24 protein-coding genes and 1 tRNA gene are annotated in these 22,314 nt (G+C 66.5%); 15 read left to right on the top strand and 10 right to left on the bottom strand.

The features are described from left to right. Positions 1-106: 106 nt before the first annotated feature. The gene (locus tag ABD767_RS16485) at positions 107-745 is read left to right on the top strand and encodes a DUF7227 family protein (protein ID WP_344869961.1); all 639 of its coding nucleotides are present in this window, start codon (positions 107-109) and stop codon (positions 743-745) included. 77 nt (positions 746-822) lie between these two features. Here the strand turns inward: ABD767_RS16485 and ABD767_RS16480 are convergent. The 7 genes from ABD767_RS16480 to uvrB form a co-directional block, all read right to left on the bottom strand. Further along, a tRNA-Val gene (locus ABD767_RS16480) sits at positions 823-897 on the bottom strand. A gap of 39 nt (positions 898-936) precedes the next feature. Then, entirely contained in the window at positions 937-1,653 is a 717-nt protein-coding gene (dnaQ, locus tag ABD767_RS16475) for a DNA polymerase III subunit epsilon (protein WP_103045911.1), read from the bottom strand. Between the two features lie 27 nt (positions 1,654-1,680). Further along, the gene (gene iscA / locus ABD767_RS16470) at positions 1,681-2,004 is read right to left on the bottom strand and encodes an iron-sulfur cluster assembly protein IscA (RefSeq protein WP_103045912.1); all 324 of its coding nucleotides are present in this window, start codon (positions 2,002-2,004) and stop codon (positions 1,681-1,683) included. A gap of 9 nt (positions 2,005-2,013) precedes the next feature. After that, positions 2,014-2,418 carry an iron-sulfur cluster assembly scaffold protein gene (locus tag ABD767_RS16465; protein ID WP_344869960.1) on the bottom strand — a complete coding sequence of 135 codons (405 nt, stop codon included), beginning with the start codon at positions 2,416-2,418 and terminating at the stop codon, positions 2,014-2,016. A gap of 118 nt (positions 2,419-2,536) precedes the next feature. Then, the gene (locus ABD767_RS16460) at positions 2,537-3,730 is read right to left on the bottom strand and encodes an IscS subfamily cysteine desulfurase (protein WP_344869958.1); all 1,194 of its coding nucleotides are present in this window, start codon (positions 3,728-3,730) and stop codon (positions 2,537-2,539) included. Positions 3,731-3,830: 100 nt separating this feature from the next. Continuing rightward, on the bottom strand, positions 3,831-4,364 hold the full coding sequence (gene iscR / locus ABD767_RS16455; RefSeq protein ID WP_103045915.1) for a Fe-S cluster assembly transcriptional regulator IscR: 534 nt from the start codon (positions 4,362-4,364) through the stop codon (positions 3,831-3,833). A gap of 217 nt (positions 4,365-4,581) precedes the next feature. Then, positions 4,582-6,678 carry an excinuclease ABC subunit UvrB gene (uvrB, locus tag ABD767_RS16450; RefSeq protein ID WP_344869956.1) on the bottom strand — a complete coding sequence of 699 codons (2,097 nt, stop codon included), beginning with the start codon at positions 6,676-6,678 and terminating at the stop codon, positions 4,582-4,584. Between the two features lie 127 nt (positions 6,679-6,805). On the opposite strand from uvrB, the gene ABD767_RS16445 reads away from it, so the two are divergent. After that, positions 6,806-8,002 carry an aromatic amino acid transaminase gene (locus ABD767_RS16445; RefSeq protein ID WP_103045916.1) on the top strand — a complete coding sequence of 399 codons (1,197 nt, stop codon included), beginning with the start codon at positions 6,806-6,808 and terminating at the stop codon, positions 8,000-8,002. Between the two features lie 43 nt (positions 8,003-8,045). Here the strand turns inward: ABD767_RS16445 and ygiD are convergent, their stop codons facing one another. Continuing rightward, positions 8,046-8,897, bottom strand: coding sequence for a 4,5-DOPA-extradiol-dioxygenase (gene ygiD / locus ABD767_RS16440; protein WP_103045917.1), 852 nt, complete (start codon positions 8,895-8,897; stop codon positions 8,046-8,048). Positions 8,898-9,069: 172 nt separating this feature from the next. On the opposite strand from ygiD, the gene ABD767_RS16435 reads away from it, so the two are divergent. From ABD767_RS16435 to sufT, 7 genes are all read left to right on the top strand, one after another. Continuing rightward, positions 9,070-9,681, top strand: coding sequence for a YigZ family protein (locus ABD767_RS16435; RefSeq protein ID WP_103045918.1), 612 nt, complete (start codon positions 9,070-9,072; stop codon positions 9,679-9,681). 101 nt (positions 9,682-9,782) lie between these two features. Next, positions 9,783-11,276 (top strand): Fe-S cluster assembly protein SufB, encoded by a 1,494-nt coding sequence (gene sufB / locus ABD767_RS16430; RefSeq protein ID WP_103045919.1) that lies wholly within the window; start codon positions 9,783-9,785, stop codon positions 11,274-11,276. A gap of 61 nt (positions 11,277-11,337) precedes the next feature. After that, positions 11,338-12,108: a Fe-S cluster assembly ATPase SufC gene (gene sufC, locus ABD767_RS16425; RefSeq protein WP_103045920.1), complete on the top strand. Its 771-nt coding sequence runs from the start codon at positions 11,338-11,340 to the stop codon at positions 12,106-12,108. A 2-nt stretch (positions 12,109-12,110) separates the two neighbouring features. Beyond that, complete coding sequence (locus ABD767_RS16420; protein WP_103045921.1) at positions 12,111-13,364, top strand: SufD family Fe-S cluster assembly protein; 1,254 nt, start codon at positions 12,111-12,113, stop codon at positions 13,362-13,364. Next, the gene (locus ABD767_RS16415; RefSeq protein WP_103045922.1) at positions 13,357-14,634 is read left to right on the top strand and encodes a SufS family cysteine desulfurase; all 1,278 of its coding nucleotides are present in this window, start codon (positions 13,357-13,359) and stop codon (positions 14,632-14,634) included. Before ABD767_RS16420 ends, ABD767_RS16415 begins: the two co-directional genes overlap by 8 nt. After that, positions 14,631-15,107 (top strand): Fe-S cluster assembly sulfur transfer protein SufU, encoded by a 477-nt coding sequence (gene sufU / locus ABD767_RS16410; RefSeq protein WP_103045923.1) that lies wholly within the window; start codon positions 14,631-14,633, stop codon positions 15,105-15,107. The genes ABD767_RS16415 and sufU overlap by 4 nt, the downstream gene beginning before the upstream one ends. After that, entirely contained in the window at positions 15,104-15,655 is a 552-nt protein-coding gene (gene sufT / locus ABD767_RS16405; protein WP_103045924.1) for a putative Fe-S cluster assembly protein SufT, read from the top strand. Before sufU ends, sufT begins: the two co-directional genes overlap by 4 nt. A gap of 264 nt (positions 15,656-15,919) precedes the next feature. On the opposite strand, the gene ABD767_RS16400 is transcribed toward sufT, so the two are convergent. Together ABD767_RS16400 and xseA are read right to left on the bottom strand one after the other, a co-directional pair. Then, entirely contained in the window at positions 15,920-16,501 is a 582-nt protein-coding gene (locus tag ABD767_RS16400; RefSeq protein ID WP_103046529.1) for a Fe-Mn family superoxide dismutase, read from the bottom strand. 139 nt (positions 16,502-16,640) lie between these two features. After that, positions 16,641-17,951 (bottom strand): exodeoxyribonuclease VII large subunit, encoded by a 1,311-nt coding sequence (gene xseA, locus ABD767_RS16395; RefSeq protein WP_103046530.1) that lies wholly within the window; start codon positions 17,949-17,951, stop codon positions 16,641-16,643. Positions 17,952-18,293: 342 nt separating this feature from the next. On the opposite strand from xseA, the gene ABD767_RS16390 reads away from it, so the two are divergent. The 6 genes from ABD767_RS16390 to adk all read left to right on the top strand — a co-directional run bounded on the left by ABD767_RS16390 (position 18,294) and on the right by adk (position 22,099). Then, positions 18,294-18,926 (top strand): MotA/TolQ/ExbB proton channel family protein, encoded by a 633-nt coding sequence (locus ABD767_RS16390; RefSeq protein ID WP_103046531.1) that lies wholly within the window; start codon positions 18,294-18,296, stop codon positions 18,924-18,926. Positions 18,927-18,934: 8 nt separating this feature from the next. After that, positions 18,935-19,366: a biopolymer transporter ExbD gene (locus ABD767_RS16385; RefSeq protein ID WP_103046532.1), complete on the top strand. Its 432-nt coding sequence runs from the start codon at positions 18,935-18,937 to the stop codon at positions 19,364-19,366. Beyond that, on the top strand, positions 19,366-20,385 hold the full coding sequence (lpxK, locus tag ABD767_RS16380) for a tetraacyldisaccharide 4'-kinase (RefSeq protein ID WP_103046533.1): 1,020 nt from the start codon (positions 19,366-19,368) through the stop codon (positions 20,383-20,385). The genes ABD767_RS16385 and lpxK overlap by 1 nt, the downstream gene beginning before the upstream one ends. Further along, positions 20,366-20,551: a Trm112 family protein gene (locus tag ABD767_RS16375; protein ID WP_103046534.1), complete on the top strand. Its 186-nt coding sequence runs from the start codon at positions 20,366-20,368 to the stop codon at positions 20,549-20,551. Before lpxK ends, ABD767_RS16375 begins: the two co-directional genes overlap by 20 nt. After that, the gene (kdsB, locus tag ABD767_RS16370; RefSeq protein ID WP_103046535.1) at positions 20,548-21,330 is read left to right on the top strand and encodes a 3-deoxy-manno-octulosonate cytidylyltransferase; all 783 of its coding nucleotides are present in this window, start codon (positions 20,548-20,550) and stop codon (positions 21,328-21,330) included. Before ABD767_RS16375 ends, kdsB begins: the two co-directional genes overlap by 4 nt. A gap of 112 nt (positions 21,331-21,442) precedes the next feature. After that, the gene (gene adk / locus ABD767_RS16365) at positions 21,443-22,099 is read left to right on the top strand and encodes an adenylate kinase (RefSeq protein WP_103046536.1); all 657 of its coding nucleotides are present in this window, start codon (positions 21,443-21,445) and stop codon (positions 22,097-22,099) included. The last annotated feature ends 215 nt before the right edge of the window (positions 22,100-22,314 follow it).

Below are 22,314 nucleotides of genomic sequence, written 5' to 3'. Positions count from 1 at the left end.
CGCCGATTGGGGGCATCCCTCCCGCAGAAGCTGAGGCAAACTACTGGCGGCAACTCGCCGTCAGCAACACCTCGACAGAGGTGTCAACTTAAACCAATCAGCCTCCTTGAAACCCGGGGCGGTTCACAACGGGTGCTACGCCGATGGCGGACCGCTGGCCATCCACTGGCGCGCTGTGTCCGACAGGCGTCGCGGCAGCGACATCAACCAGTTCTGCGCCGACATCAAGCGCCTGCCGAAGCATCAGCTCTGGCGCTACGGTCAGGCCGGCGACCTCCCGGGGGACACCCATAGCGTCGACATTGACGCACTCCAGAAAATCGTCCAGGCCAACCGCGGCCGCAAAGGCTATGCATACACCCACTACTCGCCATTCAAGCCGGAGAATGCCCGAGCCATCACCCAAGCCAACGCGCAAGGCTTCACCATCAACCTGTCAGCCAACAACCTCGAACACGCAGACGATCTCGCAGATCTCGGAATCGCTCCTGTCGTCACGGTATTGCCGGCGGGGCAGCGAACCAGCACGACCACCCCGAAGGGGCGCACCGTCGTTGTGTGCCCTGCTGTGACCAACGACGACATGGACTGCGCGCGCTGCGGCATCTGCGCAGTCGCAGGGCGCAAAGCCATCATCGGATTCCCCGCGCACGGAGCGGGTGCGAAGAAAGTGCAGCAGGTGTTCAACCGCAAAGCCAGTGTGTCCACGACTGTGTCCACACCGACGTCGCTCCCTATGGCGTAACCGCTGATCGTTGACGATCCACCAAAAGATAAAGGGCTTGACGATTAAGCCAAGCCCTTGAATTCATTGAACAATACTGGTGGGTGATACATGGATCGAACATGTGACCCCTGCCGTGTGAAGGCAGTGCTCTACCGCTGAGCTAATCACCCGTTGTCGAAGTAACGACAGCCGGCAATTATGGCACAGCTTCAACTCATCTCCGGCAATTTGCGCCAAAGGGTTTTGCCGTCGCTGGATTTGTCGAGTTCGGCCAGCACGGTCTCGTGGGCGACGCATTCCTGTTCGCTGGCACGCAGCACCGGCAGGTCGAACTGGCGCAGGTCGACGATGGCGCGCACCGGGCCATCGGACTCCGCGGCCGACTCCTCCATGTTCAGCAGGTTTTCCTGCCCGCGCGTCATCTGCAGGTAGACGTCAGCCAGCAGCTCGGCGTCGAGCAGCGCGCCATGCAGTGTGCGGCCCGAGTTGTCCACCTCCAGGCGGTCGCACAGCGCGTCCAGCGAGTTGCGCTTGCCCGGGAACAGCTCCTTGGCCATGGCCAGGGTGTCGGTGATGGCGTCGACGTGGTTGACCAGCGGCGCAATGCCAGCCAGCGCCAATTCCTTATTGAGAAAACCGACGTCGAAACTGGCGTTGTGGATCAGCAGTTCCGCGCCCCGCAGGAAATCCAGGATTTCCTGCGTGCAGGTCTCGAACCGCGGCTTGTCGCGCAGGAATTCGTTGCTGATGCCATGGATGCGCAGCGCATCCTCGTGGCTGTCGCGTCCCGGATTGAAGTACAGGTGCAGGTGCCGGCCGGTCAGCTTGCGATCGAGCAACTCGACGCAGCCCAACTCGATGATGCGGTCGCCGGTTTCGGCCGACAGGCCGGTGGTTTCGGTGTCCAGGACGATCTGGCGACTCATGCGCAGTGCTCCTGCAGCAAACGGGAATCAGACACGAAAGCTCTCGCCGCAGCCGCAGCGGTCGCGCTCGTGGGGGTTGTTGAACTTGAAGCTCTCGTTGAGCCCCTCGCGCACATAGTCAAGCTCGGTGCCGTCGACGAAGGCCAGATCCTTGGGATCGACCATGAGCTTGATGCCGTGCTGCTCGAAGACTATGTCGCCCGCCAGCGGCTCGTCCACATAGTCCAGCTTGTAGGCCAGGCCAGAGCAGCCGGTGGTCGTGACGCCCAGGCGCACGCCGGCGGTGTTGCCACGGCGTTGCAGGAAACGCGCGACATGCTGCGCTGCGGCTTCGGTCAGGGTGATAGACATGGTGTGCTCCTATTCGTGATGGACGGCCAGCGCCTGGCGCTTGGCCTGGTAGTCGGCGATGGCGGCGCGCAGCGCGTCCTCGGCCAGCAGTGCGCAATGCATCTTGATGGGCGGCAGTTGCAGCGATTGCGCCAGCGCACTGCCCTGCAAACGGCTTGCTGCCTCCAGCGCCATGCCTTCGATGGTCTGGGTGAGCAGCGACGCGGTGGCAATCATCGCTGCCGACCCGTGTGCCTTGAAGCAGGTTTGCGCAACAGTCTGCGCACCGGCATCGACTGCGATCTGCAGGCGCACCACATCGCCCTGCTCCACGCTACCGGCGCTGCCCGTGCCCACATCGGGGCGGGCCGGGTCAAAACTCCCGACGCCGTGGGGCTGCTCGAAGTGGGCCATCAAGGCGGTGCTGTATTGCATGGCGAAGGTGGCGACATGGCCAATGAAACATGACGCCGCACCGGAGACGAAGCCGGGTGCGTGCAAGATATTCGGAATTTTTGCATCGCGGCACATCACGAACCGCAATGCCGGGATTTCAGGCGCTGGCACCCTCTTCGTGCGCTTCCCACAGCGGGCTGATAGCACGCAACTTTGCCACAGCGGCACGGATCATGCCGACCGCCGCGTCGATCTCCGACTGCGTGGTGAACCGTCCCATGGTAATGCGCAGACTGCTGTGCGCCAGTGCGTCGCTGCGCCCCAGCGCGCGCAGCACATGGCTGGGCTCCTGGCTGGCCGAGGTGCAGGCCGAGCCGCTGGACAGTGCCAGCCCGGGCAGCGCCAACATCAGTGCCTCGCCGTCGACGTAGCCAAAGCTCAGATTGAGGTTGTGCGGCACGCGGTGTTGCAGGCTGCCGTTCACGGTCATCTCGGGCAGATCCTGCAGGCCGGCAAGCAGCCGCTGCTGCAACGCCCGCAGGTGCTGCAGATCCTGATTCATCTCCAGCCGCGCCAGACGGTAGGCCTCGCCCATGCCAACGATCTGGTGCGTAGGCAGCGTGCCCGAGCGCAGACCGCGCTCATGCCCGCCGCCATGCATTTGCGGGTGCAGGCGCACGCGGGGCTTGCGCCGCACGTACAACGCGCCAATGCCCTTGGGGCCATAGGTCTTGTGCGAGGCCAGGCTCATCAGGTCGACGGGCAGCGCCGCCAGGTCGATTGCGACCTTGCCCGTGGCCTGCGCCGCATCCACGTGCAGCAGCACGCCACGCTCGCGGCAGATGGCGCCCAGCGCGGCGATGTCCTGTACCACGCCGATCTCGTTGTTCACCAGCATGACGCTGGCCAGGATTGTGTCCGGGCGGAGGGCCGCCTTGAACACATCCAGATCGACCAGCCCGTCGCCGCGCACCGGCAGCACCGTGGTCTCGAAACCCTGGTTCTGCTGCAGTTCGCGCATCACGTCGAGCACAGCCTTGTGCTCGGTGCTCACCGTGATCAGGTGCCGACCCTTCTCACGGTAGAACTGCGCCGCGCCGATGATGGCCAGGTTGTTCGACTCGGTGGCGCCGCTGGTCCAGACGATCTCGCGCGCATCGGCGCCGATCAGCGCGGCCACGTGGCTGCGGGCCTCTTCCACGGCCTCGGCCGCCTCCCGGCCCCAGGCATGGCTGCTGGACGCGGGGTTGCCGAAATGCGCGCCCAGCCAGGGCATCATGGCCTGCACCACCCGCGGGTCGACCGGGGTGGTGGCGCCGTTGTCGAGGTAGATGGGAAGGTGCTCGGTCATATCAAGTCGGCCAGGTGAATACAACATTGCCGACAATCATAGGCCGCCGACCGCAACTGCGCAGCGCGCAGGCTGGATGCGTCGCGGCGCGCTGCTAATCTCAGGATTTGGCGAACGCGTTGCCCAGCGCGAAGACCGAGTTGGGTGCATTGACGCGAATGGGCTTGACCACCGGCGTGGTCGAGATCGCGCGGCGCACGACGGGCTTGTCCTCGAGCTTGAAGCCCTTGGCGATCTGCTCGTCCACCAGTTTTTGCAGCGTGACCGAGTCCAGGAACTCGACCATGCGCTGGTTCAGCGACGCCCACAGGTCATGCGTCATGCAGCGCGCGCCGTCCATGCAGTTTTCCTTGCCGCCGCACTGGGTCGAGTCGATGGGTTCGTCGACAGAAACAATGATGTCGGCGACGGTGATGTCGCCCGCCTTGCGGGCCAGCGTATAGCCGCCGCCGGGGCCGCGGGTAGACTCGACCAGCTCATGACGGCGCAGCTTGCCGAACAACTGCTCTAGGTAGGACAGCGAGATCGACTGCCGCTGGCTGATGGCGGCCAGCGTAACCGGGCCATTGTTCTGGCGCAGCGCCAAGTCGATCATGGCGGTGACCGCAAAGCGGCCTTTGGTGGTGAGACGCATTGCATGCTCCTTCGTGCAGCGGTTGACTGTCAAAACGCCAGGGAAAAGCCCTGGCTGCCGTCCCCACCCTTTCCTCACGCACTGCGCAGGCTCGTCGCCCTGCGTACACCGTGAAGCCCTTTCGTTATCTGGGGTTGTTTATGGCCGCGAGGATACCACAAACCCAACTAAATCAGTCGGATAAATAGACTGATCAGTCACATTTTCCTCTCTCCAGTCACTGCGCAGCCACGGAGTCGCTTCCATGACTGCCAAACGCCCTGTCTTTGAGCAGTGCCAACTGGTCGCGCACGCGCGCCGCCTGCTCGAATTCGAGGTTGCGCGCATGCTCCAGCATCTTCTTTTCCAGCCGCGCCATCTCGCGCGCCAGGTCTTTTTCCGGCATGTCCTCGATGCGCGCGCGTTGCAGCGCCTCCTGGGCGATGCGCTCGGCGTCGCGCCCGGCCTTCTCGCTGTAGACGCCGTCGATCAGGTCGCGCACCTGCTTGACGATGGCGCGCGGCGCAATACCGCGCGCCTCGTTGTAGGCCATCTGCCTGACGCGGCGGCGCTCGGTCTCGCCGATGGCCTTTTTCATCGACTCCGTCACCCGATCGGCATACAGAATGGCCTTGCCGTGCAAGTTGCGCGCCGCGCGGCCAATGGTCTGGATCAGGCTGCGCTCGGCGCGCAGAAAACCTTCCTTGTCGGCATCCAGAATGGCGACCAGCGACACCTCGGGGATGTCCAGGCCCTCGCGCAGCAGGTTGATGCCGACCAGCACGTCGAACGCGCCCAGACGCAGGTCGCGGATGATTTCCACGCGCTCGACGGTGTCGATGTCGCTGTGCAGATAGCGCACCTTAACGCCGTTGTCGGCCAGATAGTCGGTCAGCTGCTCGGCCATGCGCTTGGTCAGCGTAGTGATCAGCACGCGCTCGTTCTGCTGCACACGCAGGTGAATCTCCTGCAGCACGTCGTCAACCTGCGTGCTGGCGGGGCGCACCTCGATCTCGGGGTCGACCAGGCCCGTGGGGCGCACCAGCTGATCGACGACCTGGCCGCTGTGCTGCTTCTCGTAGTCGGCGGGCGTTGCCGAGACGAAAATCACCTGGCGCATGCGCCGCTCGAACTCCTCGAACTTCAGCGGCCGGTTGTCCAGCGCCGACGGCAGGCGAAAACCGTATTCGACCAGCGTCGTCTTGCGCGAGCGGTCGCCGTTGTACATGGCCGACAGTTGGCCGATCATCTGGTGACTCTCGTCCAGGAACATCACCGTGTCCTTGGGCAGATAGTCGGTCAGCGTCGACGGCGGCTCGCCCGGCGCCGCGCCCGAGAGGTGGCGCGAGTAGTTCTCGATGCCCTTGCAGTGCCCCACCTCGCCGAGCATCTCCAGATCGAAGCGCGTGCGCTGCTCCAGGCGCTGGGCCTCGACCAGCTTGCCTTCCTTTTCGAAGAACGCCAGGCGCTCGCGCAACTCCTCCTTGATGGTTTCCACCGCGCCCAGTACCACGTCGCGCGGCGTCACGTAGTGGCTGCTGGGGTATACGGTGAAGCGCGGGATCTTCTGCTGGATGCTGCCCGTCAGCGGGTCGAACAGCTGCAGGCTGTCGACCTCGTCGTCGAACAGCTCGATGCGCAGCGCCAACTCCGAGTGCTCGGCCGGGAACACGTCGATGGTGTCGCCGCGCACGCGAAACTTGCCGCGCGAGAAATCCTGCTCATTCCTCTGGTACTGCATGCGCACCAGTTGGGCGATAGCGTCGCGCTGGCTCAATTTGTCGCCATGGCGCAGCGTCATGATCATGCGGTGGTAGCTCTCGGGGTTGCCGATGCCGTAGATCGCCGACACCGTGGCGACGATGACCACGTCGCGCCGCTCCAGCAGGCTCTTGGTGCAAGACAGGCGCATCTGCTCGATGTGTTCGTTGATCGCGCTGTCCTTCTCGATGAACAGGTCGCGTTGCGGCACGTAGGCCTCGGGTTGGTAGTAGTCGTAGTAGCTGACGAAATACTCGACCGCGTTCTTCGGGAAAAACTCACGGAACTCGCTGTACAGCTGCGCCGCCAGCGTCTTGTTGGGCGCGAACACGATGGCCGGGCGCCCCAGCTGTGCGATCACGTTGGCCATGGTGAAGGTCTTGCCCGAGCCGGTCACGCCCAGCAGCGTCTGGAAGGTCTCGCCATCGCGCACGCCCTCGACCAGCTTGGCGATCGCCTCGGGCTGGTCGCCTGCCGGCGGATAGGGCTGGAACAGCGCAAACGGTGAATCAGGGTACGAGACGAACGTCCCCTTCGGCACGCTGCTCGGCGCGGGGCTTTCCTTGTTTTGCATGATGTTATGTGAATTGCGCATAATATGCGCCGTCGCTAAAATTCAGGGTTGCCCCGGGTACAAGGCCCGAAAGCATATAGGCCACAACTGGTGGCGCACCGCGTTTTTTCTACCCTCAAGGACGACCATGTCTCTGTTTTCCGCCGTCGAAATGGCTCCGCGCGACCCCATACTGGGTCTGAATGAACAATTTGCCGCCGATCCCAACCCCAACAAGGTGAACCTGGGCGTGGGCGTGTACTTCGACGACGACGGCAAGCTGCCGCTGCTGGAATGCGTGCAGCAGGCCGAAAAAGCCATGATGGAAAAACCCAGCGCGCGCGGCTACCTGCCCATTGACGGCATTGCCGCCTACGACAACGCCGTCAAGGGTTTGGTGTTCGGCAGCGCCAGCGAGCCGGTTGTCAGCGGCCGCGTGGCCACGGTGCAGGCGCTGGGCGGCACGGGTGGCCTGAAGATCGGTGCCGATTTCCTCAAGCGCCTGAGTCCCGGCGCCAAGGTGCTGATCTCCGACCCGAGCTGGGAAAACCACCGCGCGCTGTTCACCAACGCCGGCTTCCACGTAGAGACCTACGCCTACTACGACGCAGACCGCCGCGGCGTGAACTTCGACGCCATGCTGGCCAGCCTGAACGCAGCGCCAGTGGGCACCATCGTCGTGCTGCACGCCTGCTGCCACAACCCCACCGGCTACGACATCACGTCCGCACAATGGGATCAGGTGGTGGCCGTCGTGAAGACGCGCGGCCTGACCGCCTTCCTCGACATGGCCTACCAGGGCTTTGGCCACGGCATTCAGGAAGACGGCGCGGTGATCCAGAAGTTCGTCGCAGCCGGCCTGACCTTCTTCGTCTCCACGTCGTTCTCCAAGAGCTTCAGCCTGTACGGCGAGCGCGTGGGCGCGCTGTCGGTGCTGTGCCAGGACAAGGACGAGGCCGCGCGCGTGCTCTCGCAGCTCAAGATCATGATCCGCACCAACTACTCCAACCCGCCGACGCACGGCGGCGCGGTGGTCGCTGCCGTGCTCAACACGCCGCAGCTGCGCGCGCTGTGGGAGCAGGAGCTGGCCGGCATGCGCGCGCGCATCAAGGTCATGCGCCAAAAGCTGGTCGACGGCTTGAAGGCCGCGGGCGTGCAGCAGGACATGTCGTTCATGACGCAGCAGATCGGCATGTTCAGCTACTCGGGCCTGTCCAAGGATCAGATGGTGCGCCTGCGCAACGAGTTCGGCGTCTACGGCACCGACACCGGCCGCATCTGCGTGGCCGCGCTCAACAGCAAGAACATCGACTACGTCTGCCAGGCGATTGCCAAGGTGGTTTGAGTTCTCCGACCGCTCCGACGACCAAACCGCCCTCGGGCGGTTTTCATTTCCACAATACCGAGCGCATCGAGATCGACGCCGCCTGGAACCCCGTATTGAAGAAGTGCGGCGCCTCGCCCGGCTGCGCGCAGGCCGCGGCGTACAACAGCGGCAGGTAGTGGTCGTGCGTCGGGTGCGCCTGGCGGGCAACAGGGCCCCAGTCCAGGAAGCCGGCCAGCGCCTCCAGGTCGCCCGCCTCGACCAACGCCGTGACGCGCGCATCGAAGGCCTGCGCCCAGTCGTAGGCGGCATTCACCCCGGCGCCCGTACGCATCATGCGCAGGTTGTGCACGATGTTGCCGCTACCCACGATGAGCACACCACGGCTGCGCAGCGGCGCCAGTTGCCTGCCCAGTGCCCAATGCTCGGCGGGCGGGCGGGCGTAGTCCATGCTCAACTCGATGACCGGAATGTCGGCCTTTGGAAACATCGGCTTGAGCACGCTCCACGCGCCGTGATCCAGCCCCCACTCCTGCAGGTCGACGCCCAGCGCCCCACCCGTTGGCGCCTGCAACTGCTGCGCAAGCTGCTGCGCCACCTGCGGCGCACCCGGCGCCGGGTATTGCTGTGCATACAGCTCCTGCGGAAAACCGCCAAAGTCATGAATGGTGCGCGGCTGCGCCATGCCGGTCAGCCACCAGCCGCCCTGCGTCAGCCAGTGCGCCGAGATGCACACAATCAGCTGTGGCCGCGGCCCGCGCGCCAACAGCTCCTGCCCCAGATCCTGCCAAGCGCGGTGCCAGGCATTGGCCTCGATGGCATTCATCGGGCTGCCATGGCCGACGAACAGCAGCGGCATGCGGGCCGAAGGCTGCAAGGACGGCAGCTGCGAAAAATCGGTGAAAAGTTGCGGCATCGATCGGACTTTCTGCAAGGCAGTAACGACAAGACGGTACACCAGATACGAGCAGGATCGACGCCAGCGCGGGCCCGCCGCAGACGCTGCCCGCCGGGCGCTGGCGTACGGCCGAAGCGCAGGCAAAGGCTTGTCAGGCCTCAAGGAATTACAATAGCGGGTTCGAGCTGACATGCAACACACCCTGAGCGCTCCCGTCCACAGTGAACTCATCGTCAAGAAAAGCCGCTTCATCGGTTGCGTGCAGCCTGTGGCCGACCGCGACGGCGCCCTGGCCGTGGTTCAGTCGCTGCGCCAGGCCCACCCGCAGGCCACCCATGTCTGCTGGGCCATGCTTGCGGGCACGCAGGCAGCGGCGGTGGACGACGGCGAACCCAGTGGCACCGCAGGGCGCCCGATGCTGGAAGTGCTGCGCCACCAGCAGTTGCACAACGTGGTGGCCACGGTGGTGCGCTACTTCGGCGGCGTGAAGCTGGGTGCGGGCGGTCTGGTGCGAGCCTATACCGACGCGGTGGCCCAGGCCCTGCGCGATGCGCCCAAGGTGCCCATCGTGGCCATGCAAACCTTGTGCCTGGGCCTGCCCTATGCACTCGAAGGGCTGCTGCGCCGCTGCATCGACGCCGAGGGCGCGCAGCTGTGCAGCGCCCACCACGGCGCTCTGGTGCAACTGCGGGTGCAACTGCCGCTGGCACGGGTTGCAGCGTTCAAGGCCCAGGCCGAACACCTGGGCCAGGGACAGCTGCAGTGGCTGGATGACGCGAACAACAGCGTCAAGTGCCACTGAATACCATGGAGAAGGTACGGGCTCCGGGCGCGACAATGTACAGAAAAACATAAAGATGCATACGATATGCATGTTTAAGTCTTCCAACCTAGAACGATTTCATGTCCCCACTCACTGAAACAACCACCATCACGCCGGTCAGCGAGGACAAGCGCCAGGCGCCCGAGCTGGAGCAGGCGCTGGCGCGTCCCTATCAGCACGGCTTCGTCACCGACATCGAGTCGGTCAGCCTGCCGCCAGGGCTGAACGAGGACACGATCCGCTCGATCTCGCGCATCAAGAAGGAGCCCGAGTTCCTGCTCAAGTGGCGCCTGGATGCGCTGGCACGCTGGCAGAAGATGCAGACGCCCGACTGGGGCTACCTGAAGATGGAGCCGATCGACTACCAGGCACTGTCGTACTACTCGGCGCCCAAGTCGATGAAGGACAGGCCCAAGAGCCTGGACGAGGTCGACCCAAAGCTGCTGGAGACATACGAGAAGCTGGGCGTTCCGCTGCACGAGCGCGCCAAACTGGCGGGTGTGGCGGTGGACGCGGTGTTCGATTCGGTCTCGGTCGGCACGACGTTTCGCGAGCAACTGGCCGAGGTAGGCGTGATCTTCTGCTCGTTCTCGCACGCGGTGCAAACCCACCCCGAGCTGATCGAGAAATACCTGGGCACCGTCGTGCCCCAGAGCGACAACTACTACGCGGCGCTCAATTCTGCGGTGTTCTCCGACGGCTCCTTCGTCTACATCCCCAAGGGCGTGAAATGCCCGATGGAGCTGTCGTCGTATTTCCGCATCAACGCGTCCAACACCGGCCAGTTCGAGCGCACCCTGATCATTGCCGAGGAGGGCAGCTCGGTCAGCTACCTGGAAGGCTGCACCGCGCCCCAGCGCGACGAGAACCAGCTGCACGCAGCCGTGGTCGAGCTGATCGCGCACGACGACGCCTTCATCAAGTACTCGACGGTGCAGAACTGGTACCCAGGCGACGAGAACGGCCTCGGCGGCATCTACAACCTGGTGACCAAGCGCGGGCTGGCGGCCGGCAAGCGCTCGCGCATTGCCTGGACGCAGATCGAGACCGGCTCGGCCGTCACCTGGAAATACCCCAGCGTGGTGCTGCGCGGCGACGGCTCCAGCGGCGAGTTCTTCTCGATCGCGGTGTCCAACCACTACCAGCAGGCCGACACCGGCACCAAGATGATCCACTTGGGCAAGAACACCACCAGCCGCATCGTCTCCAAGGGCATCAGCGCCGGCCACGCGCACAACAGCTACCGCGGCCAGGTGCGCATCAACGCCGGTGCCGAGGGCGCGCAAAACCACACGCAGTGCGACTCGCTGCTGATCGGCGGCAACTGCGGCGCACACACCTTTCCCTACGTGGACACCGCGCGCAGCGACGCCATCGTCGAGCACGAGGCGACGACGACGCGCATCTCCGAAGAGCGCATGTTCTATTGCCAGCAACGCGGCATCGACCCCGAGGAAGCCACCTCGCTGATCGTCGGGGGCTTTTGCCAGGCGGTGCTCGAAGAGCTGCCGATGGAGTTCGCCCTGGAAGCCAAGGGCCTGCTGGCCGTCTCGCTCGAAGGCGCCGTCGGCTGATCTCCCTGGATTGGCGCGAATCCGCACGCCTCAACACCTTTTGCTATCGAAAGAATTTTTCATGACCTCCTCCTCTCCCCTGCTGCAAGTGCGCGACCTGCGCGTGGACATTGGCGAGCGCACCGTGCTGCATTCGGTGTCGCTGGACGTCCCAGCGGGTTCGCTGGTCGTGCTGATGGGCGCCAACGGCAGCGGCAAGAGCACGCTGGGCATGGCGCTGGCCGGCCACCCGCGCTACAACGTCGTCCACGGCCAGGCGCTGCTGGACGGCAAGGACTTGATCGGCCTGGAAGCCCATGAGCGCGCCCGCGCCGGTCTGTTCCTGTCGTTCCAGTCGCCACCCGATATTCCGGGCGTCAAGAACAACCTGTTCATCCGCACCGCGATGAACGCGGTGCGCGAGTCGCGCGGCGAGGCGCCGCTGGATGCCTTCGACTTCCTCAAGAGTGCCAAGTCCGGCGCCAAGGACTTGGGTCTGCCCGAGACCATGCTGGGCCGCCCGGTCAACGAGGGCTTCTCCGGCGGCGAGCGCAAGCGCAACGAGCTGCTGCAGCTGGCCATGCTCAAGCCGCGCCTGGCACTGCTCGACGAGATCGACTCGGGCCTGGACGTCGACGGCGTGCGCGCCGTGGTCGCGCTGATCGAGCGCCTGCGCGCGCAGGGCACCTCCTTCATCGTGGTCTCGCACTATCTGCAGATGATCGAACTGCTCAAGCCCGACACCGTGCTGCGCCTGGATCAGGGCTGCATTGCCGAGACCGGCGACCTGGAGCTGGCGCGCAGCATTGCCCGCACCGGCTTTGCCCGCAACGCAGCAACCGCGGAGGCATGACGATGGACAGCGCACGCGCACAAATGCTGGCCGCGCGCGAGCACCTGCAGCAGCATGGCTGGGTGTCGCGCCGCAGCGAAGCCTTTCACCACCTGCCGCCGCCGCCCGCCGACCAATGGCTGGGCACGCAGCCGCAGGACGCCTGCCAGGCCGCGCCGCTCGACGGCAGCGGCTGGACGCTGCAGCCCGTGGGCGGGCACCCGGGCCAGGGAGGCGTCGACGCACGCTGGCTGGACGCGCTCGACCCCGCGCAGCGCAGCGCCCTGTTTGCCGGTCTGCCCGTGCCGGGCGACGGCGAGGACGCCCCCTTCGTCTGGGCCCACCGCGCGCTGTGCCGCCAGGGCCTGCGCCTGAGCGTGCCCGCCGCCGCCGGCCGGGACACGGCCGAAGGCACCGTCTGGCTGCACCTGCACCACCGCTCGCACAGCCCGGTCGAAGCGCCGATGCTGGTGATCGACCTGGCCGCCGGCGCGCGCTGCGTGCTGGTCGAGACCCATGAGCGCGACACCGGCGCCGACGCCTGCCAGCAAGCGGTCACGCAAAACCTGCAGGCCCACATCCACCTCGGCACGGGCGCGCAGCTGCAGCACCTGCGCATTGCCGCGCCGGCCGCGCAGGACCAGCTGGCCCACCATGTGCACGCCGTGCTGGACGACGGCGCCCAATACTCCCAGGCGCTGGTGGCCACCGAGGCCGCCTACCACCTGCAGCGCAATACCGTGCAGTTGCGCGGCAAGGGCGCGCACGCCCGCCACGCAGGCCTGCTGCTGGCCGGCGGCCAGCAGATCGACCAGCAGGTCTACACCGACATGCGCGCGCCGCAGACGACGAGCCAGGTCGAGATCCTGACGCTGGCCAGCGGCAAGGCCCGCGTGGTGGCCAACGCCTATACGCGCATCGCGCCGGGCAGCACCGATGCCGACGTGCACCAGCGCCTGTCGGGCATTCCGCTGTCGGGCCAGCCGCGCCTGATCATGCGCCCCCACCTGGAGATCCTGCACGACCAGGTACAGGCCGAGCATGGCGCCACCTGGGGCGCGCTGCCCGAGGACGCGCTGTTCTATGCGCGCCAGCGCGGCCTTGACGAGGTGACCGCGCGCGCGCTGATCATCCAGGGCATGGCCCACGCGGTGCTCTCGCGCAGCCTGGAGCAGCCCGAGGACAACGGCCTGCTGTCGCAGTGGTTGGAGGGCGGCTGGCTGGTCGGCGCCATCGAGCGCCACCTGCAAACCATGCCGGAGGTCACCCATGGGTGAAGCACACCCCGCACTGCACCAGGACGGCGCACATCAGGCGCTGCCCGTCGCACAGCTGCGCGTGCAGTACCCGGCGCTGGCCCAGCAGGTCAACGGCGTTGCGCTGGCCTATCTGGACAACGCGGCCACCACGCACATGCCGGCGCAGGTGCGGCGCGCCATGGACGAGTTCGAGTGCCATGACCGCGCCAACATCCACCGCGGCGTGCACACGCTGAGCCAGCGCGCGACCGACGACTTCGAGCGCGCGCGCACCACGCTCAAGCAGTACATCGGCGCGACCGGCGTGCACGAGCTGGTGTTCACCTCGGGCACGACCGAATCGCTGAACCTGGTTGCCCAGGGCCTGTGGGCCGCCGGCCCCGACAAGGCCTGGCTGCGCCGCGGAGACCGCATCATCACCAGCGCGCTGGAGCACCACGCCAACCTGGTGCCCTGGCAGCAGGCCGCGCGCATGACCGGCGCCGAGCTGGTCGTGCTGCAGCCGGACGCGCAAGGCCGCCTGCACCTGCAGGATCTGCAGGCACTGCTCACACCCAATACCCGCGTGGTGGCTATCACCGCCAGCGCCAACGCCACCGGCGAGCGCCCGCCCTACGAGGCCATGCTGCAGCTGGCGCGCCAGGCCGGCGCGCTGACGGTGCTCGACGCCGCGCAGGCAGTGAGCCACGCGGTGCCGCAGCTGAGCCAGCTGGACTGCGACTTCATGGCCTTCTCGGGCCACAAGATGTATGGCCCGATGGGCATTGGGGCGCTGGCCGGGCGGCGCGACGCGCTGGAGCGCCTGTACCCGCTGCGCCTGGGCGGCGACATGGTCGAGTGGGTAACCTGCGAGGCCGCAGGCTTCGCCGGCCTGCCCGCCCGCCTTGAAGGCGGCACGCCCAACGTGGCGGGCGCCGTCGGCATGGCGGCCGCCGCGCACTACATCACACAAATCGGCCTGGAGCCCATCGACGCCCACGTTCACGCCCTGCGCGCGCAGGCCTTGGCAGGCCTGTCGGCCATCGACGGCATCACCGTGCTGGCGCCGCACGCCACGCAGTCGGCACTGGTGTCCTTCGTCGCGCGCGACGTCCATCCGCACGATATCGGCACGCTGCTCGATGAGCGCGGCATTGCGGTGCGCACCGGCCACCACTGCGCCCAGCCGCTGCACGACCACCTGGGCCTGGGGCCAACGACGCGCGCGTCGTTCGCGCTGTACAACACCGCCGAGGAAGTCGAGCGGCTGGTTGCTGCCGTCGCCTACGCCATGGAGGTTCTTCAATGAGCGGCGCCGTCAACGACCTGTACCAGGAAGTGGTGCTTGAACACAAGCGCGCACCGCGCAACTTCGGCCACCTCGCCCACCCCACTCACCAGGCGCAGGGCACCAACCCATCGTGCGGCGACCAGATCGCGGTCGAGCTGCAGCTGGACGGCGAGCAGCTGCAGGACATCCGCTTCACCGGCCAGGGCTGCGCGATCTGCATGGCCTCGACCTCGATGATGACCGAGGCCGTCAAGGGTCACGACCTGTCGGTGGCGCGCGAGCTGCAAAAGCACTTTCGCGCCGTTCTCACCGGCGAGGAAGATCCCGAAGAAGCACCGCTGGGCAAGCTCATCAGCCTGGCCGGCGTGCGCCAATACCCCAGCCGCATCAAATGCGCGCTGCTGGGCTGGCACGCACTGATGCACGCCATTGCCCAAGGAAGCGGGAGCACCAGCACCGAAGACGCGCCCGCCCAGGAGCCCCAACCATGAACCGCCGCCCCCGCGAAGATGTCCTGGTACGCCGCAACGTGATGGTCGAGACCATCCCCAGCGGCCAGCCCATCGAACTCGAACAAGGCCAGCTCGCGCAGATCACGCAGGCGCTGGGTTCGTCCTTCACGCTGCTGGTCGAAGGCCAGCTGGTGCGCCTGAAGGGCACGGATGCCGACGCCATCGGCAAGACCGAGCCCAAGCCCATCGACGTTCCCGAGCATGTCAGCGCCGAGGACGTCGAGCCGCTGGTGTGGGAGACGCTCAAGACCTGCTACGACCCGGAGATCCCGGTCAATATCGTCGATCTGGGCCTGATCTACCGCTGCGACTTCGAGCCATTGGAAGAAGAAGGCAAGCTGCGCGTCGTGATCGACCTGACGCTCACGGCGCCCGGTTGCGGCATGGGCGAGGCGATTGCCAACGAGGTCTGCGACAAGGTGCTGGCGCTGCCGCGCGTGGGCGAGATCACGGTGAACGTGGTGTTCGACCCGCCCTGGGATCGCTCGATGATGAGCGAGGAAGCGCTGCTGGCGCTGGGGCTGTAATTCCATTTCTATATCGATCGAGTACGCGAAGGTGAAGCGCAGACAGTGCTGTACACGGCAAGCGAAGCCGACAAAGTAATCGGTTGATATGGAAATGGAATAAAACCGCCCTCTCCGCTCTCAAGCCCTCAAGACGGGAAACCCGGCAAAACTGCCGGGTCTCTTTGTTTTTGCCTGCGGCCATGCGCGCATCGCAGGCGGCAAAAAGCCCGCACAAAGGCGGGCTCTCTATGCAGTGCAGGCGCCCATTGCGAGCGCCGGCGCTCAGGCGAAGTTGGCCTGTGCGAACTCCCAGTTCACCAACTTGTCCATGAAGACTTCCAGGAACTTGGGGCGGGCGTTGCGGTAGTCGATGTAGTAGGCGTGCTCCCACACGTCCACGGTCAGCACGGCCTTGTCGGCGGTAGTCAGCGGCGTGCCGGCGGGGCCGGTGTTGACGATGTCTACGCTGCCGTCGGCCTTCTTGACCAGCCAGGTCCAGCCCGAGCCGAAATTACCGGCCGCGCTCTTGATGAAAGCGTCCTTGAACGCGGCGTAGCTGCCCCACTTGGCATTGATTGCCGCAGCCAGCGCCCCGGAGGGCTCGCCGCCGCCGTTGGGCTTCATGCAGCTCCAGAAGAAGGTGTGGTTCCAGATCTGGGCCGCGTTGTTGTAAATGCCGCCGCTCGATTTCTTGACGATGTCTTCCAGCGCCATAGCCTCGAATTCGGTGCCTTTTTGCAGGTTGTTCAGGTTCACGACATAGGCGTTGTGATGCTTGCCGTGGTGGTATTCCAGCGTCTCCTGGCTGTAGTGCGGGGCCAGGGCGTCGATCGCATAGGGCAGTGCCGGCAGGGTGTGTTCCATGTTGTGTTCTCCTTCGTGGTGGGGTGTGTGATCGGGCCATCGCAGTCGATGGGGCAACCTGAAGATTGTAGGAACTTCAGCCGCAGTCTGCCGGCGCAGCATGCAAGCGCCTGCAACCACCCCGGGATTCACGACGGCGTCACAGCAGGCGCGGCGCGTCCACGATCAGGTCGAGCGCGCCATGGGCCAGCTCGGCGTGCACGCGCGCGCCGGTGCGCACCTGGCGCGCATCGGTGAGCAGCTGCCCTTTTTCGTCCTGCAGCAGCGCATACCCGCGCTGCACGACCAGGCGTGGGTCCAGCAGCTGCAGGCGCTGGTGCGCATGGTCGAGCCACTGCTGCTGGCGCAGCAGGCCGCGCTGCACGCCCTGCTGCAGCTGCTGCGCCAGCGCGTCCTGCTGCTGGCGCGCCTGCTGTTCCTTCAGCGCCAGGCCATGGCGCAGGCGCTGGGCCAGCTGCGCCAGCTCCAGGCTTTGCTGCGCCAGCGCCGCCGACGGCCGCCCCAGGCGCTGCGCGGCCAGATCCAGACGCTGCTGGCGCAGGTCCAGCTGGCGCTGCAGGCCCAGTTGCAGCCGCTCTGCCTGCGCCTGCAGCGCCTGCAGCCAGGCGGTGCGCGGCTGGGCCACCAGCTCGGCCGCGGCCGTGGGCGTGGGCGCGCGCAGGTCGGCGCAGAAGTCGGCAATGGTGAAGTCGGTCTCGTGCCCCACTCCGCTGACCAGCGGCACCGGGCTTTGCACGATGGTGCGCGCCAGCTGCTCGTCGTTGAAGGCCCACAAATCCTCCATCGAACCACCGCCGCGCACCAGCACGATGACGTCGATCGGCACGCCATCGCCCTGCTGCGTCAGTGCATACAGCTGCTGCAGCGCCTGGCACAGTGACTGCGGCGCCTGGGCGCCCTGCACCAGCGCCGGCGTCAGCACCACTGGAATGTGCGGCGCGCGCCGCGCCAGCGTGGTCACCACGTCGTGCAGCGCGGCAGCGCCGGGCGAGGTGACCAGGCCAATGCCGCGCGGCATCACCGGCAGCTCGCGCTTGCGCTGCGCGTCGAACAGCCCCTCGCCTTCCAGCTTGGCCTTCAGGCGCAGAAACTGCTCGAACAGCGCGCCCTGGCCCGCGCGCTGCAGGTCGTCGACGATGAGCTGCAGGTCGCCACGCGCCTCGTAGACCCCCAGCTGGCCGCGCACCTGCACCAGTTCGCCGTCGCGCGGCATGAAGTCCAGGCGCTGCGCCGCGCGGCGAAACATTGCGCAGCGCAACTGGCCCTGCTCGTCCTTGAGCGTGAAATAGCAGTGGCCACTGGCGGCGCGCGAGAAGCCGCCGATCTCGCCGCGCACCGTGACCGGGTTGAAGCGTGCCTGCAGCGCATCGGCGATGGCGTGGCACAGCGCGCCCACCTCCCACACGGGTGCGGCCGGAACGGAGGAATCGGCGTCAAACACAGGCTGCATGCGGCTTGCGGCCCGATACGGGCAAACCAGTAGTCCACACAAAACCGCCAGCGGGCGGTGCGAATGGGCGGCGCTTTCGCATCGCCCCAGAATCACGCAAACACATGCAACACATTGATTTAAATGAATTTTTTGCTGATGATTTTTTCATCAATCCAGCCAGCCGACGCACTGGCGCCGTTTTGGCGGAGTTCTCCCGGGGGTTGCCCACAAAGTTATCCACAGAAATTGTGCATGAAGCCACGGTGCGCTCCATTCATCCACAGCCTGCCATTCAAGCCAACAGGCGCGGGCGCTGCGCCATAATCAACGGTTGCTCGCAGTTGTTCAGCGGAGTGAGAATTGCTATCGATCATACAAGCCGCAGGCTGGCCGGTCTGGCCCCTCGTCGCCTGCTCCATCCTGGCGCTGGCGCTCATCATCGAACGCTTCGCGGCGCTCAAGACCGCACGCGTCGCCCCCCCAAAACTGCTCGATGAGGTCATCGCGCTGACCCAGCAGGGCCAGCCCACGAGCGCTGTGATAGCCCAGCTGGGCAGCCACAGCGCGCTGGGCGAGGTGCTGGCCAGCGGCCTGCGCGAGCGCATCAGCCACCCTGCCAGCACCGACGCCGACCTGCGCGCCGCAATGGAGGGCAGCGGACGCGAGGTGGCGCACCGGCTGGAGAAATACCTGAACGCGCTGGCGACGATCGCCTCGGCCGCACCGCTGCTGGGCCTGCTGGGCACGGTGATCGGCATGATCGAGATCTTCGGCTCGCAGGCCGGCGGCGGCGCGGTGGGCGGCGGCAACCCCGCGCAGCTGGCGCATGGCATTTCGGTGGCGCTGTACAACACCGCCTTCGGCCTGATCATCGCCATCCCGGCGCTGTTCTTCTGGCGCTACTTCAGAAGCCGCGTCGACACCTACCTGCTGACGCTGGAGCTGGCCGGCGAGCGCTTCGTGCGCCACCTCAACCAGTTGCACTGGGGCTGACGCGCACCATGGATTTCCGCCCCCGCCAGAAAGACGAGCCCGAGATCAACCTGATCCCGTTCATCGACGTGCTGATGGTGATCCTGATCTTCCTGATGCTGACCACGACCTACAGCAAGTTCACCGAGCTGCAGCTGACCCTGCCGGTGGCCGACACCGAGCAACTGCAGGACCGCCCGCGCGAGGTCATTGTCTCGGTCGCCGCCGACGGCCGCTACGCCGTCGGCAAGCAGACGCTGAGCGGGCGCAGCGCGGACGAGCTCGTCCAAGCCATGGCCGCCGCCGCGCCCACGGGCGATGCCGGCAGCGCCATGGTCATCATCAGCGCCGACGCGCTGGCGCCGCACCAGGCGGTCATCACGGTGATGGAGGCGGCGCGCCGCGCCGGTCTGTCGCACATCACCTTCGCCACCCAGACCTCGCAGGCCGCGGGGCAGTGATGAGCCAGCGACTGCGCCGGGCCTGGCAGCAGCGCGGGCCGCTGGCGCGGCTGCTGTGGCCGCTGGCGCAGCTCTACCGCCTGCTGGCCACGCTGCGCCGGCAGCTGTACCGGGCGGGGTGGCTGCGCAGCACGCGCCTGCCGGTGCCGGTCATCGTCGTGGGCAACGTGATTGCCGGCGGCGCCGGCAAGACGCCGGTGACACTGGCCGTGGTGCACCACCTGCAGGCAGCGGGCTGGCAGCCCGGCGTCATCTCGCGCGGCTACGGGCGCAGCACCAGCGACTGCCGCGCCGTGCTGGCGGGCAGCGACGCGGCCGAAGTGGGCGACGAGCCGCTGCTGATCGCCCGCGCCAGCGGAGCACCGGTCTTCGTCGCACGCCGGCGCGCCGATGCCGCCCGGACGCTGCTGGCGGCGCACCCCGCCACCGACGTGCTGGTCTGCGACGACGGCCTGCAACACCTGGCGCTGGCGCGCGACGTGGAGATCTGCGTCTTCAACGACGCGGGCGTAGGCAATGGCTGGCTGCTGCCTGCAGGCCCGCTGCGCGAGCCCTGGCCGCGTCCGGTCGACCTGATCGTCGACGCCGGCCAGCTGGCCGCAGGCAGCGCGCCGCGCTTTGCCATGCAGCGCACACTGGCGCCCTACGCCATCGACCGCGAGGGCAGCCGCACGCCGCTGCAGGCGCTGCGCGGGCGGCGCCTGCACGCGCTGGCCGCCATTGCCCGGCCCGAGGATTTTTTTGCCCAGCTGCGCGCCCAGGGCCTGCAGCCGCAGACAGAACAGCCCCTGCCCGACCACGACGACCTGCGCGGCTGGCAGCCGCCGGCCGACGCCGCCACCGTCGTGCTGTGCACCGAGAAAGACGCGGTGAAGCTGTGGCCGCGCCACCCGCAGGTGCTGGCCGTGCCGCTGCAGGTGCGCATCGACCCGGGCTTCTTCACCGCACTCGACGCCCGCCTGGCGTCGCTATCATTTCCCGCAACGCCAAGGACACGCCATGGACCCGAAACTGCTTGAACTGCTGGTCTGCCCCGTCACCAAGGGCCCGCTGACCTACGACCGCGAGCGCCAGGAGCTCGTCTCGCACAGCGCCCGCCTGGCCTATCCGGTGCGCGACGGCATTCCCGTGCTGCTGGAAAACGAAGCCCGCACGCTGACCGACGACGAGCTGGAGCACAGATGAACACGCCCGCCTTCACCGTCCTCATTCCGGCGCGGCTGGCCTCCACCCGCCTGCCGGGCAAGCCGCTGGCCGACATTGCCGGCCTGCCGATGGTGGTGCACGTGGCACGGCGTGCGCAGCTGAGCGGCGCAGAGCGCTGCATCGTTGCCGCGGACGACGAGCGCATCGTCGCCGCCTGCCTGGAGCACGGCGTGCCGGCGCTGTACACCGACCCGGGCCACCGCAGCGGCAGCGACCGGCTGGCGCAGGCCTGTTCGCTGCTTGGCCTGGTCGACGAGGACATCGTCGTCAATGTCCAGGGCGACGAGCCGCTGATCGACCCGCAGCTCATCGACGCCGTCGCCCGGCTTCTGGCCGAACACCCCCAGGCGAGCATGTCCACGGCGGCGCACGCCATCACCGACTGGGCCGACTTTGCCAACCCCAACGTCGTCAAGGTGGTGCTCGACGCCCAGGGCATGGCCCAGTATTTCAGCCGCGCACCCATCCCGTATGCACGCGACGCAGCCGCAGGCAGCGCCTGGTGGCAGGACGAAAGCGGCGCCGTGAGCGGTTTTGCGCCCCTGCGCCACATCGGCATCTATGGCTACCGGGCGGGTTTTCTGCGTGAATTTCCGCACCTGAGCGCTGCACCCACCGAACAGACCGAGGCCCTCGAGCAGCTGCGCGCGCTGTGGCACGGCCACCGCATTGCGGTGCACGTCACGCGCGAGGCACCCGGCGCCGGCGTGGACACACCCGAGGATCTACAGCGCGTGCGCGACCTGCTGGCGCGCTGATCCTGGTCAGTTTGTCGAAGGAGACGCGTGGTATTCTCCAACGCCGTCGGCTTTTGCTGCAGTGCACACAGCGGCATCGGCCCCTGATTTCAATAACTCCAGAGGACTCCCAATGAGACTGATTCTGCTCGGCGCTCCCGGCGCCGGAAAGGGCACGCAAGCGACCTTCATCTGCGAAAAATTCGGCATCCCGCAAATCTCCACCGGCGACATGCTGCGCGCCGCAGTCAAGGCCGGAACGCCGCTGGGCCAGCAGGCCAAGGCCGTGATGGACGCGGGCCAGCTGGTCAGCGACGACCTGATCATCAACCTGGTCAAGGAGCGCATCGCCCAGAGCGACTGCGCCAAGGGTTTTCTGTTCGATGGCTTTCCGCGCACCATTCCGCAGGCCGACGCAATGAAGGCCGCCGGCGTCAAGCTCGATTACGTGCTTGAGATCGACGTACCGTTCGACGCCATCATCGAGCGCATGAGCGGGCGTCGCAGCCACCCCGCATCGGGGCGCACCTACCACGTCAAGTTCAATCCGCCCAAGATCCCCGGCAAGGACGACGTGACCGGCGAGCCGCTGGTGCAGCGCGACGACGACAAGGAAGAAACCGTCAAGAAGCGCCTGCAGGTCTACAGCGACCAAACCCGCCCGTTGGTGGACTATTACTCCGACTGGGCCAAGGCCGACCCGGCCAATGCGCCCAAGTACCGCGCCATCGCAGGCCTGGGCAGCGTCGAGGAAATCACCGCCCGCGCACTGGGAGCACTGCAGGACTGAACGTCCTCCGCTGTGTCTGCAGCCGGAACGACGCCCGCGCCTGCTGCACCGGTGAACTGCTTCAAAGCCCCGCGCCGCGGCAATGCCAATCAGTTAAGCCAGGGCGAGGCTGAATTGGTCTAAAAAGGGAGCGTGTTAACCACGTTCCCTTTTTTGCTTTGAGCCTGCTGCAGATCACCCTGAACGAGACGTTGGAGGCACTGCCCGCCAACGGG

Source organism: Comamonas faecalis (assembly GCF_039538025.1).
Classification (GTDB): Bacteria; Pseudomonadota; Gammaproteobacteria; order Burkholderiales; family Burkholderiaceae_C; genus Comamonas_C; species Comamonas_C faecalis.
This window is presented reverse-complemented; position numbering and strand designations above follow the sequence as displayed.